We start from the raw sequence: 13,904 nt of genomic DNA on the forward strand, positions 1-13,904 counted from the left end.
AAGGGGTTTGCGGGTATTGGCTTCAGGTCTGGGACGATTCGCGGTAAGCGGTCGGCTGAACCCCGTACACCCTTTTGAAGGCACGGCGGAAAGTTTTGTCGCTGTTGTACCCCGTCTCCTGGGCGATCTGGATAATGCTTTTGTCTGATTCCTTCAATAGGGTGCACGCCCTGGTTAAGCGCAAGCGCTCCAAATACTCCGAGAACGTCTCTCCGGCATAATCCTTGAAGAGCACCGAGATAAAGCTTTCCGATAATTTAAAATGGCTGGCCATTCCCGCCAGACTGAAATTCGGGTCCGCGAACTGTTGGGCCGTCATCTCCAGCATGGCCTCCGCCGTCCGGTTGTGCTTCTCTTTCTTGTGGCAGGCAATATGGCTGCAAAGAAGCCGCAGCGATTCCTTCCAGCCTTCCCAGTCAAAGGTTTCAACTTCCGCCGTGGCGGCAACGGGAAGCTTCTCTTTCCATTCCGCGAACGCTTCCGACCCGGCTTCCATCTGCTCCAGCAGCTTGGCAAGGGTCCCCTGAAGCTCCTGATTCAGCTGCCTCCGGGTGGCTCCGTTCAGCCGCCTTTCCGAATAGTTCACTTCCTGGATATGCTGCAGCATACGCTCCAGCTCTTCCAGGTCCCCGTGTTTAACCGTTTGAATCAGCTTGAGCTCCACATCGAGCGGATAGTAATAGTGAGAGGAATCCGTGGCCCTGTCTTCGTACCGGATCACCGCTCCCTGCTCCGAAGGAATATAATATTCCAGCGCCTGGCGCGCTTCGCGGTGGGAACGCCAAAGCTCATGAAGCTGAGAAGTCGTTCGGCCGAGTCCGACGATCAGCCGCATTCCGTTCTTCTCCTGCAGCTGATCCAGCTGTTCCTCCCAACGCTGCCTAAGTAACTCGGGCAGGCGTTCCCGATCGGCTTCGGGAAAAGACACGATCATATCGGCCTTGTTCCCTTCCGTATTCATCATGACGTCCATCCCTCCGAACAGGAAAGCAATCCGATCTGTCAGAAAGGAGCTCAGCTCCTGGGGGTCTTGAGTCAGCGGGGCGGCAAGCTCATCCTTATAAGCGATGACGGAAGCGGCGAAATACCCCTCGCCGTTCAGCGGGATCCGGGCTTCCGCGACCGCCTCCTTGGCCTCTTCCTCCTGCTTGTAATAGCCCCTCAGAAGACGTTCCGTCACGGTTTCCCTTAAGAGAGGCAGCTGATGCTCGATTCGGGAGTGCAGCTCGGTCCACGAGCTCAGCAATTCGGCAAAAGGCCTGCTGTTTCGATAAGCCAGATACAAGGCGGCCAGCCCTCCGCCCCCCAGCGTCAAGGCCGCGAAGAGCAGAATCGTCCGTTTGATGGCCTCTGCCTTGGCCAGAACGACGGAAGAAGGAAGAGCGGACACATACGTCCACCCGTTCTGGACCGAACGCGAATGAGAAACCAGCATGGCCCGCCCCCCCAGCTGTTGAAAAGCCGCTCCTGCCTTCCCGTCAAAGAAGGCAGGAAGCTTCCCCTCCGCCTTCAGCTGCTCCGGTGACAAGGTGGGTGCAATCAGCTGTCCCTGCCGATCGGCAATGTAAGCGTATCCCCCTTTCTTAACAAGGCGCTGAAAAAGGCTGGTAATGTCCTTCTGATCGATAAAAACGACGATGGACCCCCTTGCCTTGCCTTGCACCCCGTTAGGAAGCGGGCTCACATAGGCGATCAGGGAATAGTCTCTTCCTTCCAGCTTGACATCATTCAGGTTGAAGACCTGTTTCTTCCCGTCCGTGGACGAGACTTCCTGAAGCCATTCCGCAAGCGGCTTCCCCTCTATGCTGACGTTGTTATTGGTAAGATCGTAAGCGGTTCGGGAGGTGACCACGGAGCCGCTCTCTTGAAACCAGATAAAGATATCCTGGAACAATTTATTGGTAATGACATACCGGTTCAGGCTGTTCCGCAGCAGAGAGTAATTATAGAGCTGTTCGGGCGTGGGCGGTTTTTGGGGACTCTGGAGAAGACGAATCACGTCATTATCCACCGCCAGGGCCGAGACGACATTATCGGATTCCAGGAAAAGGCGATCGACGATATCCTGGCTCATCTGAAGAATTTGCAGGTTTAACTCCGTGGCGTCATCGGTCAGCACTTGCTGGGTTCTCTCGTAATGCGCCGCTCCGAAGGCAATCGGGATCAGCAGGATAAGCAGGTAGGAGAGCACGTACTTAACGAAAACGGATGGTTTTCCCCTTTTTTCCAGTAAACGCAGCAACGAATTCCTCATCAGTGAGTTCTTCCTTTCGAAGGATCAATCCGGCTGACTGGACGACCGATTTTTCTGTTTTCCAGGCCAGGCTTGGATATCTTAGAGGTATCGTAGCATTGGAAACTTTTTGCCGTCAATAAAATTTTAGTAAAATTTAAGGGTTTTGTTTAGTTCACGTCCGTTCCGTTTATTAAACCTATGTTCGTGTACGATCCTTGCCCCGTTCCTTTCCGCGTTCTTCCTAAGCCCCGCCAAGGCTGACGTAACAAGAGGCCAGCCCGTCTAAGGTTGGCCTCTTGTTACGTCAGGCGGTTATCCCGGCCTGACCCCTCACCTTCTCGGGCTGCCAGCCATCCTTCCCGCCCAGCACCCGTTCGGCTGTCAGGCGGGCCGCTTCTTCCGCATCAAGCGTCTTGGCCCACCCTACTCGGGTAGACGGGGAAGCTCCGGGCCCGGAACTGCCGTATTCCGCGTAGCGGGCGGTTTTCTCCCGTTCCGGGTCTCTCCAATTGTCCCAGCCCTCCGGCCGGATATGCTCGTCCATCCAGGTATTGATGAAATAGACGCTGCCGTACGGCCTCCAGGGCCGCCCTAAGGCTACCGTCGCTTTCGGAGCGGAGGAAGTGAGCCGGCAGTTCGCCATCACATAACCAAACTCTTGGTCTTCGCCCGTGGAAGCGGCCGTCACATACCCGTTATGACGGGTGATGCTGTGAAGCTCACAAAAGGTGAAATAAGCGGTGGCCGATCCGAAGATAAAATCAACGGTTCCCTCAATGTAACAGTTCTCGTAAAACTGTCTTCCGGCACCCGGGGTATAGAGCGTATCCTGGTGACCGCAAATGGAGACCTGGTGGAAGACAGCGCGGTCACCCTCTACTTGAAGCGCTGGAGCCTGGCCGCGGCGTTCTCCCCGGCTTGCCGAGTTAGCAAAGGTCAGTTTCTCGGCGTAGAAGTCGGCAGCCAAAACCGACGTGCTTGCGCTTTCGTACACCGTCATCTTGCTTCCGTCGGGATGCCTTTTGGATACGGAATCGTCATAGACCAGCACGGTCCCTTCCTGGCTTTCTCCGATCAGGCTAAGATTGGTTTTGCTGGCCGGGATCCTGATTTTCTCAAAATATTCCCCATCCCGGATCCGGATCACGGTTCTTTCCCCGGAATGGTCGGGAACCGCCGCCACCGCTTCCGTGACGGTACGGTAATCCCCTCTTCCTTTATGATCCACCCAGATGACCTTCATTTCATTTCCCCCCTCCTTAAGCATTCTTAGCGGGCATAAGCCTGCGATAAATTTGTTCCAGCTCCCCGACCGTAAAAGCTTTGGGGTTATTGGCCATAAGCCGGGTCACCTTGGATGCGGCTTCCGCCAAATCCGGAAGATCGGCGGCCTTCACGCCCCAGGCGGTGAGGTCTTGGGGAATGCGGAGACGCTTCACCCAATCGGCCATTTGCTCCAGTGCCCAGTCCGCACCCGGCTGAATGGGGATGCCGTCCTCCCCGGCGCCCGAGAGCCCTTGGCGCATGGCGGCGGCGGCCGCTTCCAGCCGGCCGCGCACCTCGTCAAGCTGCGCCTCCAGTACATGCGGAAGCAGCATAGCGTTGGCCGTGCCGTGGGTGATGCCGAACCTCCCGCCAAGCGGGTAAGCCATGGCATGAATCGCAGCGGTACCGGCGGCAGCCAGAGCCATTCCGCCAAAAGCGGACCCATACAGCATGTCGCTCCTGGCGGAAAGCGATTGCCCATCCTCATAGGAGCGCACAAGGCTTCCGCTGATGAGGCGGATGGATTCCAACGCATACATATCACTGATTGGGTTCGCCTTCTTGCCCAGGTACGATTCCAGGGCATGGGTGAAGGCATCCATCCCGGTCGCCGCGGTTGCCTCTTGGGGCAGCGATAAGGTCAGCTCCGGATCCAGTACCGCGAGCCGGGGATACAGACGGTCGCTGACGACCCCCACCTTCAGCTCCTGGTCCGGCAGGGTGACGATGGCATTCGGCGTAACCTCCGCCCCCGTCCCAGCCGTTGTGGGGACCAGAACGGTCGGGAGCCCCTCCCGGATCACCTTGCCGACGCCGAGCATGGCTTCGACCGGCTGGAAATTCGTGCGTCGGACCGAAAGCAGCTTAACCGCGTCGAGAATGCTTCCTCCGCCTACTCCCACATACGCATCGAACGGCTCCCGCTCCACGCGTCGGTTAAGATCTTCGATCTGCTCAGCCGTCGGTTCCTTAAGATGGATCGTCAAGCAATCCGACGCGATCCCCTCCACGCTCAGCCCGTTCTGAAGAGTTTTGGCCCAGCCGGCGGCCGCTAAGCTAGGGCTGGTCACGACAAGGACTCTTTGGGGCTTATTGTCCCAGGCGGCGAGCCGTCCGGCGATCGACTGAAAGGAGCCATGCCCCGCCAGTAGGGTTCCGGCTGTTTGAAAGACGGCCGTCATGAGGGGGTGCTCTCCTTCCCTAGACCGGCAGCCTTAAGGCCTTCCTTGATCCGTTGACGGATCTCCGGGCTGACCGGCTGAACCGGCAGTCGGGGAGGGCCGACTTCGATCCCCAGCTGTGTCACCATTTCCTTCAATGCGCTGGGAAGCGTACCCATCTGCATAAGCTTGCGGATAGGTCCCAGCTCCTGCTGGCGCAGCCGGGCCTCTTCCAAGTTCCCCGAACGCCATTGGTCATAAAGCGATACTACCGTATGGGGGGCAGCGTTAGCAGATGCCGCTACCGCCCCGGTGCCGCCGGCAAGAAGAGTGGAGAGAATGAGGGAATCCGTGCCGGCCATGACGGCGAACCAGGGGCCGGTTCTATGGATGAGCTGCAGCACATATTCGAAATTCCCGCTGGAATCTTTAATTCCAACGACGTTAGGAAGCTCGGCTAACGCTGCCACCGTCTCCACCTCAAGCGTAACGCCGGTTCTCGACGGAATGTTGTACAGCAGGATCGGGAGCTCCACCGATGCGGCCACCGCTTCGTAATGCCTCTTCATTTCCGCCTGGGTAACCGGTACGAAATAAGGAGTAATGACCGAGAGGGCGTCGGCTCCCGCCTCTTCCAGCTTCCGGGCCAGCCGGGCCGTTCCCGCGGTCGTTATCGTACCGGCTCCGGCATACAGGGGGACGCGGCCTCCGATGGCATCGGCTGCGATCCGGACAAGCTCGACCTTCTCTTCTTCCGTCATGGAGAAAAATTCCCCGTTCGTGCCCAGCACGAAAATACCGTGAACTCCGGCCTTCAGCAGGTGTTCGATCAACCGGCGTACCGCCGGTTCGTTTAAGCTCCCGTCCTCGGTAAAAGGGGTCACCATGGCCGGGATGATTCCTTCCGGCTTCAGCATGAAGCCTCCCTCCTTTCCTTAGGGGTCCGGGTTAGAAGAGCCGCTTGGCGAATGGCCTCGAGCAGGCTGGATTCGTCCGCCTTCCCCGTTCCCGCGATATCAAAGGCCGTCCCGTGATCCACGCTTGTGCGAACCAGCGGCATGCCGACCGAAATGTTAACTCCCTGCTCCAGCCCCAGCACCTTCACCGGAATATGCCCTTGGTCATGGTACATGGCCACCACCACGTCAAAATCCCCTTTGACCGCCCGGTAGAACAGCGTATCGGCTGGATAAGGACCCGTCACCTCGATTCCCGCTGCGGCCGCTTCCTGCACGGCAGGGACGATCTTGGCCTCTTCCTCTCCCTGTCCGAACAAGCCGTTCTCCCCCGCATGCGGGTTGATTCCGCAAACGGCGATCCGCGGGTTGTCCATCCCTCCGTTCTTCAAGAGATCATGGGCAAGCCGGATGACCCTCAATACCCGGGCAGGGGTAAGGGATGCAATGGCCTCCACAAGCCCTATATGCGTTGTTGCATGGATAACCCTTAGCCGGGGAGCAGCCAGCATCATGGCGTATTCCGTCACTCCCATCAGCTCCGCGAGCAATTCGGTATGCCCCGGGTAGCGGTGGCCGCCCAAATGCATAGCTTCTTTGTTAAGGGGAGCGGTGCAAATAGCGTCAATCCTTCCTGCCATTCCGTACTGAACCGCTTCCTTCACATAACGATAAGCCGCATCGCCCGCCTCGGGGGAAAGTTCACCGAATGCGGGGGGACTTGACGGAAAACTTATGTCCACCAGAGCAAGCACGTTGGCGGAGGGTTCAACAAGAGCCGCATCAGGCCCCACCGCCTCCACGATTTTGCTCGGAAGGGACAGCAGGGACAAAGCCCTCTCCATCGTTCTCCGTTCCCCGAATACAACCGGCCGGCACCATTCATACACGTCCGGGCGCGATAACGCTTTGGCAATAATCTCCGGACCGATTCCGGCCGGGTCCCCCATCGTAATCCCGATGGTCGGCAGCATTCCGCTCATTTCCCGACTCCTCTCCTGTGGGCCTTCCAGATCCTCACTAACGCTTCTTCATCTCCGAAGGCGCCCGATTTGGTCACGAGCTTAAACGGTCTTGGACCGTCGCAGCTTGCCTCGATGATGCCGGGCTCCCACTCCCGGTGCAAGGAAAAGACCGAGATGCCGAGCTCCTTCATCACCGCCCTTGCCGTTTCCCCTCCGTTCAGCACCAGCCGGGTCACCCGAGGGGAAGCGGACAGAAGAGCTCCCGCCTCCTTCGCCAAGTTCCTTAGAAGCATTTCGCTGGCGAGGCTCAAGGTCATTCCCCTCTGGGCCGCTTTTTCCTGCAGCCACTGCGCCGCACCCTCTTGCTTCCCCATGGCAAGAACCGCATCACCTTCCAAGGGTTCAGAGGAGAGCACGTCAGCATCTTCCCCGTCCGTTTCCATAAGCTCCTGCCCTGTAAAGTACCGGCCGCTTACGCAGAGATCTTCCAGCTTGGAAAGCTGAACGGCCGTAACGGCCGTCTGGCTCCCGCTTATGAACCAGATGTTTCCTTCCTCCGCCCCGTTCTCTCCAAGGAATGCGGCAGGCTCCGGCTGTTCCTCTTGCGGAGCTCTCCGGTATAAGCCCCTGGCCAGAGCTTGGGCGAGTCCGGCGGCCCCCGCCCAGACGAGGTGCAGCCCGCTTTGCTCCCCGGCCGACACAAGATTATCCAGATGCTCATCTGTCAAGGCATCACAGAATGCATATCGCTTGCCCTGACTCGCCAGCAGGCGAAGGGCTGCAGCCGTTTCGGCCGGATCGGAGGAGGCGGCGACATGCCCGTCCGGATAACGGGCCGGTTGGGCAAGTGTGGCCGCCACCTCCGAGCTTAGGACGGAATTCATCGGATCCCGGCCCATTTCGGTCTCATGAACCGGAATCCCGTCGATCATTTGAACTCCGCTGCTTGTCGTACGCCGAAGCCTCGGCACGGCCGGCGCCACAATACAAAGCTCTGCCCCGGTCACTTCGAGGATCGCCTCGCACTCGCTTCCCGGGTTTCCCCGAAGCGCGGAATCGAGCTTCTTGTAGAGGATGGGGATCCCCCCGTCAGGCAAGCCCGTAACGGCTTCGAGGGTTCGCCGGTAAGCCTCTTCGGCGGAGCAGCCGCGGGAGGACACGTCTATGGCCCACACGTCGCAGGAGGGTGGGGTCAGGCCCCCGCCGGGCTCGAACAGGGAGACCGACACCTTTCGTCCCGCTCCGAGGAAGGCCGCGGCCGTGTCGGCCGCTCCGGTCAGATCATCCGCCAGCAGAACGGCCAGCATCTTCCTCCCCCCTCTCCAATCGGAAGCGGAGCGCGTGATGCAGAACCTCGGAGATGACCCAAGACGGATTCCAGGTGTTGCTTCTTCCCCTTCCCTGAAAGTTGGAGGGAAAGAATCCTTCGGCCTGCTCGCCTACCACCGTAAAACCCCATTCTCCCGGGGCGGTGCAGATGCCCTGCCCAAGAGCGAGGAATATCATCTGAGCGAGGCGCCGGTAGGTTTCCTGACCGGTTTCCACCCCGAATTGATAAAGTTCATAGGTTGGAAAGAATACATCCACATGATGGTTCTGAACACTGACACCCGGCCAGCCGGTCGCCTGGAACCCGGCTTCCCGAAAAGCCGTGCCCCGGTCGTAAACCGGGTTCCACAGGTAGACATAGGTCAGCTGCCAATCCGCGGCCAGCTCCGCCCATTCCTTGTACCGGGCGTCCCCGGTCATCCGGAACAGCTCGTAAGCAGCGAGAAAGAAGAACATTCCCGCTTCCTTGTCCTCGCATTTCGCATCCAGGGTGGACCGGGCAAACGGGCGCTCGAAGGTACGGGCATGAAGCTCGTAATACTGCTCCATGCAGGTAAATGCACAGCTCTTATATTCTTCTTTTCCGGTTACCTGATAAGCTTTTAGAAGCGCAAATGCGCAAGGAATTCCTGCGGCCGTAATCCGGTCATCCGCTGCGCTTCCATCCATCCGCCAGGCGGCCGGGAAGATCCCGGATGGCAGCACGCTTCCCAGGAAGAAATCCGCCGCCTCGATTAAGGCTGGCTCCCAACCGGAAGGCACCTCCCTCCCCCGGCTCCGGAATAAGAGGATGATGTCGGCCAAGTCGCTTACCGTTTCCCCGTATGCCCGGGTGGAAACGACCGGCTCTTCCTGCCAGTTGAAGTTATCCCAGCGGCCGTCCTTCAGGAAGTAAGCTCCGTTGCGCAGGCCGGGAACCTTCGTGATGCTTTGGCGGATATAGAAATCAACGGCTTTTTCACACCGCTTGACCCGTGATTCCTCTTCCCCATCCAATCCCAGAACGGCGTCGCACCAGGCCAGCTTCAAGCATTGCCCCGTCCAGCCATACATATAATGGAGCCCATGCTTAGAAACCAAACCGAAGGAGTTGGAGTCGGAAAACTTAACGTAGCCCGCCCCCTTCTCCGATTCCCTCCAGCGGTCATCGAGGGCAGCCGTTTTGAGCCGGATGATTTCGTCCAGCGTATGAGGCTCCGCTCCTTGAGGGTTATAAAGCGCTATGGCGCTTCTCACGACCTCCACAAAGCCGCGGCCCGGGTTGTCCAGCGGTCCCCATTCCATAACGTAGGTTTTGGACAAGGTGAAGCCAGGCTCGAAATCCAGGTACCCTCCCTCGTAAGGCGCGGTCAAGCTTTTGCTGACATAGACGATATCCTTCTCGCCGTTAAACATGAGCACTCCGCTCATTGCGGCAATCGTGGTCTGCCCGTTACGCTGGTAAGCTCCGAGAGAGCCGTAATGCACGACACCGTCAGCGGTTTCCACATAGGACGGAAGGGAGAAAAAGGACAAAAACAGGTGCCCCTGCCCTTCCTGCCATTCCACATTCACGCAAGGAATGGGGAGGCGGTGCTCCTCGCACAGAAGCCCTTTCCCCTCTCCGACGCCTAAATGCGGGACCAACCGGTCGGGGTCGGCAGACGGGTTGTTGTTGTAGATCATATGAGGAATGGTGACCATCTCTTTATCATGGGGGGCAAGCTCCCACTCCAACCCGACGGAAGCATCCGCCAGTATCCGGCCGGACGTATTTGTCCAAGCGGTTTCCATCCGGAGGAACCCCTCCGTATCAAAGGTAACCTCTATCCTTACGTTTACGGAATCTCCCTGAATGGAGAGCAGAATCCCCTTCTCCAGCTGCTCCGCCTTCTGCTCCCGGATGGCCATCCGGTCGGCCCGCCAGGGCCTTCCCGTGGAAAACTTAAGGATGGAGGACAGCGTTCCTTCACAGAAGGAGCCGGGCTGATCGGCGAGCCCTAACCGCAATCCGATTTTCCCTCCGCGTTCCGTAACCTCGATAACCCGGTTCGACGTCTCGCTCTGCAGCCGGCAGCCAATGCCTTTAGTCGTCATTCTCCTCTACCTCCTCCCCGGTTTCCACCGGTGCTTCCGTTTGGGCTTCTCCCGTCCTCTGAAGGCGGAGCGCATGGAACAGCTCTCCCGGCAGCACAATTTGAAACCGGTGCTCGTAAGCGGACTCCAGCGGCTCTATGGTCATGTTCCAGGTATCAATCAATTCGGCCCCGTACCTTCCTTCCGGCATCGCAAAGGTACGAGAGGAAAAGCGATGAGGCCCGAAATATTGAAGATAATATTCTCCTTTACGTTCGAGGGTAGAGGCATCATGCCGTTCCCGGCTGTACGTCAACCCGCTTGGCGCGTCTTGTAACAATCCCTTTAGGAAAGCGAGCCGGGCCGGAGCTTCTCCAAGAAGCGTTCCCCCGTGAACGGACCAGCGGAGCTGCCCAGGCTGCAGGAGGAATTCCCCATGTGAGGCATAGCCGCCTCGAGCCAGGCCCTCCCAGAGCCGGTACACCATTTCCTCGGCCGTTAAGCTGTTCCAGCGGCTCGCGCCGTCTCCTTCCCATCCGCAGACGTCGACAACAACCGGCTTCCCGTAATTTTGCGTGAATTCCGATGCCACCTTGACATCCTCATGGCGGAGACTGATATGGGTGATCGACGGCCGCCCCCAATCATACCCGTCCACCCGTCCGTTAACCGTGAGCAAGTGACCCGCGTAATCGCATTCCCGCAAGGTCCGCAGCAGCACCTCGCGATCCTCCTGTCCGGCGGGATAACTCCGGCTGTCGATCTCCTCCAGCGTCCACCACACATGGCGGTAAGCAGCAAGCCGCGCCACCACATAGCGGACATATCGGTTCTTCTCTTCCAGGGTCATGGCTTCCAGACCCCATTCTCCCGAAATCGCCGGAAAGAGGATCAGCTCCGCCTCAACGCCGAGACGCAGCAGGGCCGTCAGCGCTTTTTCCAGTCTGGCAAAATATGCGAGATTCAACCGCTCCGGATCAGCGGATCCATTCTCGCGCAGGGCGAAAGGGATGCTTTCCTGTCCCGTAACCGCTTCTCTCGGGGGAAGCAGACTCATGCGGATCTTGTTAAAAGGCGCGCCCGCCAGTGTTTGGAGCGTCTGCTCGACATACCGCTCTTCCTGCACATGCCAGGCAAGCGACGTCGTTCCAAACGGTAGGAATGGTGTGCCGTCGGCATAAGTAAAATGCAGTCCGGCTGCACGAACAGGCCCATGATTGCCGTCCGATGCAGGTAGACATTGAAATTCCCCGGCAAGCCCATGAAAGGAAGCTTGCTCGCTCACCGTCCGAACACTCCACACTCCTTCTTCATCCGGCATAAACCGGATAACGTAACAGCCCTTCCCGTCATCGAAACCTTCCGTTTCAAAATAGCGGCTGCCCTTCCGGAATTCGGCGCGGACCCTGACCTCTCCGGAAGGATTATCCGATTCTGTCCCTTCGAGCTTCCATTCAAATAGTCCCCAACGCTCTACACGATCCGTAAACGAATTCATACGCCCCTCCTTCAAACCGCCTGCACCCGAAGCGCCTTATAAGGCTTCGAGGGCAGATCAATACGAGATGTCCCTGTGAAGGTTCCTTCCAGGGGTTGAATGGACATTTCCCAAATGTCTATAAGTTCTACCCGGTAATGCCGGTCCGGCTTTAAGTCAAGCTCATAATAGGAAGGACGGTATTTCCCCAAATAGATCAGGGCATATTCCCCTTCCCTTCTTTTTTGTATCCAATCCTCGGGGCCTTCTTCCATGATGGTTCGCAGGAACCGGATGCGCTCCGGGCTTTCCCCGTAGAGCTTGCCCCCGCTCGATATCCAGGCGCGGGTCGGTGTATTCTCGAACGATTCCCCGTGAGCGACGAAGCCGCCTCTCGTGAACCCCTCCCAGTAGCGGCTGACCAATTCCAACCCGGTGATGTTCCCCCATCTTCTGGAAATGTTGCCCTCATAGGAAATTTCGTCAATCGTAATCGGCTTGCGGACCGCTTCCCTCCATGCGGTGGTCAGCTCCGCATCCCAATGCTGAATGCTCTGATGGGTCAGCCACGATTTGCCAAAGTCAAAAAGGGAAGAGCGCTCATACATTTTCGTCCCGTTGTGAATGGAACGCAGCCGCTGATAGGGATCCTTCTTCTGGACGTACTGCAGCAGGCGGTCCCAATCCTCCACCGTTTTGGCCTTGTTGAAATCATATTCATTGGACAGCGACCACCAGACATTCCGGAAGGCGGCCAGCCTCGCGATCACATAGCGCAGAAAGTGGAAATCCTGCTCCCGTGTCAGGCTGTTGAAGCCCCATCCCCCTTGCTTGTCGTAGGGATGAAACAAGATCAGATCCGCCTCCACCCCGAGGTTCCTTAGATCCAGAATCCGTTTCTCCAGATGCTGGAAGAAGGCGGGATTGAAGCGGGACGTATCCGCGTCCTCCGGGGAGGTTCCGCTGAAAGCCACCATAGGCGGGCGCATATCCCGGGTCGGAAGCAGGCACATGCGCATTTTGTTAAAGGGCGACTGGGCGAGCTCCTTCAAGGTCATCTCCTCATGGCCTTCATCCCCTGTATGGGTCCAGTGGTAGCACGTGGTGCCAAACGGCATATAGCGGGTTCCATCCTCGTAAGCGAAATAGTAACCGTTATGCACCTTAACCGGTCCGTGGTTTCCCGGCTGAGGGGTCGTGCATTCCCATTGTCCGGTAATGCCGTTCAGTTCCGGGACATTGCTTATCGTTTCGTAACGCCAGATTCCTTCCCGGTCCGGCATAAATCGGATCCGGTAGGATCCCTCTCCATCGTAGAACCCTTCGATTTCCATCTTGTCATTCCGGTATTGAAAACGCGCTGCAAGGAACACCTCTTCATACGGGTTCCCGTCTGACGGGCCGTCCAGGGTCAGCTCGAAAATGTCCCAACGCTCTACTTGCTCGATACTCCCGAGTTTTGTCATCTTTCTCTACCCTCTCCCTATCCTTTCGGTCTTTATTCCACCAGTCCCGTACGCTCCACGCCCTCCACAAACCATCGCTGTGAGAAGAGATAAAGGATGAGAGGAGGCATGACCGCGAGGAACGACTTCGCCATATCGAGGGATTTGGCAAAGAGCTGTCCTTCCTCCGTGCTGAGGTCCGCCGTCGCTTTGGTGAGCGCAATGGACAAGGGAACATCCTGCATCTTAAACAAGAACATCATGGGATAATAACTGTCATTCCAGTTCCAAACGAAGGAAAACAGGAACACGACCACAATCGCCGGCGTGGCGATCGGAAGCATGACCTTGAAGAATACCCGATAGAGGCTTGCCCCGTCGATCTTGGCCGCTTCCTCCAGCTCCTTCGGCAGAATGGAGAAAAATTGGCGATAGATGATGACGTAGAGGGCTCCCTTCAGTCCGTGACCGAACAAAGCGGGCACGATCATCGGATAGTAGGTATCGACCCAGCCGACTTCCCGGTACATGAGAATCAGCGGTAGAACCGTTACCTGCGGCGGGATCACAAAGGTGAAGATCAGGCAGGCGAACCAGAACCGCTTGAAGGGGAACGCCACCCGGGCAAAGGCATAGCCCGCCATGGCGCAGGCCACCAGCTGAAAAAGGGATGCTACGATCGAAAGCCCGAAGCTCACGCTGAAGGAAACCGGATATCGAAGCAGGGTCCACGCCTTGCTCAGATGCCCCCAGTAAAGCGACCGGGGGATCCAGTTTACGGAAGGATCCAGCAGGTCCTGCAGCCCCTTCACCATGGTCGTCACCATATACAGAATCGGATTAAGATACAGATAGGCGGTTTCGATCAGAATGACATACAAGAACAACCGGAAAAGCAGGCCTTTGTCAGCCTCCTTCCCGAAGAGAATCAGCCGGATTCTTTCTCCTGTTCCCATCAGCATAGGCCGGATGGGTTTATTCCGAAGCGCGTTAATGACCTTCCCCATACTACTCC

10 protein-coding genes are annotated in these 13,904 nt (G+C 57.7%); all 10 read right to left on the reverse strand.

Going from position 1 to position 13,904, the window contains the following annotated elements; genetic code table 11:
- Positions 1-22 precede the first annotated feature (22 nt).
- Positions 23-2,254, reverse strand: a complete 2,232-nt coding sequence (locus MJA45_RS14880; protein WP_315602702.1) for a helix-turn-helix domain-containing protein — start codon at positions 2,252-2,254, stop codon at positions 23-25.
- A gap of 286 nt (positions 2,255-2,540) precedes the next feature.
- Positions 2,541-3,479 carry a pectinesterase family protein gene (locus tag MJA45_RS14885; protein ID WP_315602703.1) on the reverse strand — a complete coding sequence of 313 codons (939 nt, stop codon included), beginning with the start codon at positions 3,477-3,479 and terminating at the stop codon, positions 2,541-2,543.
- 16 nt (positions 3,480-3,495) lie between these two features.
- A complete protein-coding gene (locus MJA45_RS14890; protein ID WP_315602704.1) occupies positions 3,496-4,683 on the reverse strand; it encodes an iron-containing alcohol dehydrogenase in 1,188 nt (395 codons plus the stop codon).
- Entirely contained in the window at positions 4,680-5,579 is a 900-nt protein-coding gene (dapA, locus tag MJA45_RS14895; RefSeq protein ID WP_315602705.1) for a 4-hydroxy-tetrahydrodipicolinate synthase, read from the reverse strand. Before dapA ends, MJA45_RS14890 begins: the two co-directional genes overlap by 4 nt.
- Complete coding sequence (gene pdxA, locus MJA45_RS14900) at positions 5,573-6,601, reverse strand: 4-hydroxythreonine-4-phosphate dehydrogenase PdxA (protein ID WP_315602706.1); 1,029 nt, start codon at positions 6,599-6,601, stop codon at positions 5,573-5,575. The genes dapA and pdxA overlap by 7 nt, the downstream gene beginning before the upstream one ends.
- Positions 6,598-7,890 carry a four-carbon acid sugar kinase family protein gene (locus tag MJA45_RS14905; RefSeq protein ID WP_315602707.1) on the reverse strand — a complete coding sequence of 431 codons (1,293 nt, stop codon included), beginning with the start codon at positions 7,888-7,890 and terminating at the stop codon, positions 6,598-6,600. The genes pdxA and MJA45_RS14905 overlap by 4 nt, the downstream gene beginning before the upstream one ends.
- A complete protein-coding gene (locus tag MJA45_RS14910; RefSeq protein WP_315602708.1) occupies positions 7,865-9,988 on the reverse strand; it encodes a glycoside hydrolase family protein in 2,124 nt (707 codons plus the stop codon). Before MJA45_RS14910 ends, MJA45_RS14905 begins: the two co-directional genes overlap by 26 nt.
- Positions 9,978-11,465, reverse strand: coding sequence for a DUF5605 domain-containing protein (locus MJA45_RS14915; protein ID WP_315602709.1), 1,488 nt, complete (start codon positions 11,463-11,465; stop codon positions 9,978-9,980). The genes MJA45_RS14910 and MJA45_RS14915 overlap by 11 nt, the downstream gene beginning before the upstream one ends.
- A gap of 11 nt (positions 11,466-11,476) precedes the next feature.
- Positions 11,477-12,910 (reverse strand): DUF5060 domain-containing protein, encoded by a 1,434-nt coding sequence (locus tag MJA45_RS14920; RefSeq protein WP_315602710.1) that lies wholly within the window; start codon positions 12,908-12,910, stop codon positions 11,477-11,479.
- 32 nt (positions 12,911-12,942) lie between these two features.
- Positions 12,943-13,896, reverse strand: coding sequence for a carbohydrate ABC transporter permease (locus MJA45_RS14925; protein ID WP_315602711.1), 954 nt, complete (start codon positions 13,894-13,896; stop codon positions 12,943-12,945).
- Between the last annotated feature and the right edge of the window lie 8 nt (positions 13,897-13,904).

Source organism: Paenibacillus aurantius (assembly GCF_032268605.1).
Taxonomy (GTDB): Bacteria; Bacillota; Bacilli; order Paenibacillales; family NBRC-103111; genus Paenibacillus_AO; species Paenibacillus_AO aurantius.

Coding starts and splice junctions, on each gene's coding strand:
- MJA45_RS14880 (WP_315602702.1), bottom strand. CDS start 2,254: ATGAGGAATTCGTTGCTGCGTTTACTGGAAAAAAGGGGAAAACCATCC.
- MJA45_RS14885 (WP_315602703.1), bottom strand. CDS start 3,479: ATGAAGGTCATCTGGGTGGATCATAAAGGAAGAGGGGATTACCGTACC.
- MJA45_RS14890 (WP_315602704.1), bottom strand. CDS start 4,683: ATGACGGCCGTCTTTCAAACAGCCGGAACCCTACTGGCGGGGCATGGC.
- dapA (WP_315602705.1), bottom strand. CDS start 5,579: ATGCTGAAGCCGGAAGGAATCATCCCGGCCATGGTGACCCCTTTTACC.
- pdxA (WP_315602706.1), bottom strand. CDS start 6,601: ATGAGCGGAATGCTGCCGACCATCGGGATTACGATGGGGGACCCGGCC.
- MJA45_RS14905 (WP_315602707.1), bottom strand. CDS start 7,890: ATGCTGGCCGTTCTGCTGGCGGATGATCTGACCGGAGCGGCCGACACG.
- MJA45_RS14910 (WP_315602708.1), bottom strand. CDS start 9,988: ATGACGACTAAAGGCATTGGCTGCCGGCTGCAGAGCGAGACGTCGAAC.
- MJA45_RS14915 (WP_315602709.1), bottom strand. CDS start 11,465: ATGAATTCGTTTACGGATCGTGTAGAGCGTTGGGGACTATTTGAATGG.
- MJA45_RS14920 (WP_315602710.1), bottom strand. CDS start 12,910: ATGACAAAACTCGGGAGTATCGAGCAAGTAGAGCGTTGGGACATTTTC.
- MJA45_RS14925 (WP_315602711.1), bottom strand. CDS start 13,896: ATGGGGAAGGTCATTAACGCGCTTCGGAATAAACCCATCCGGCCTATG.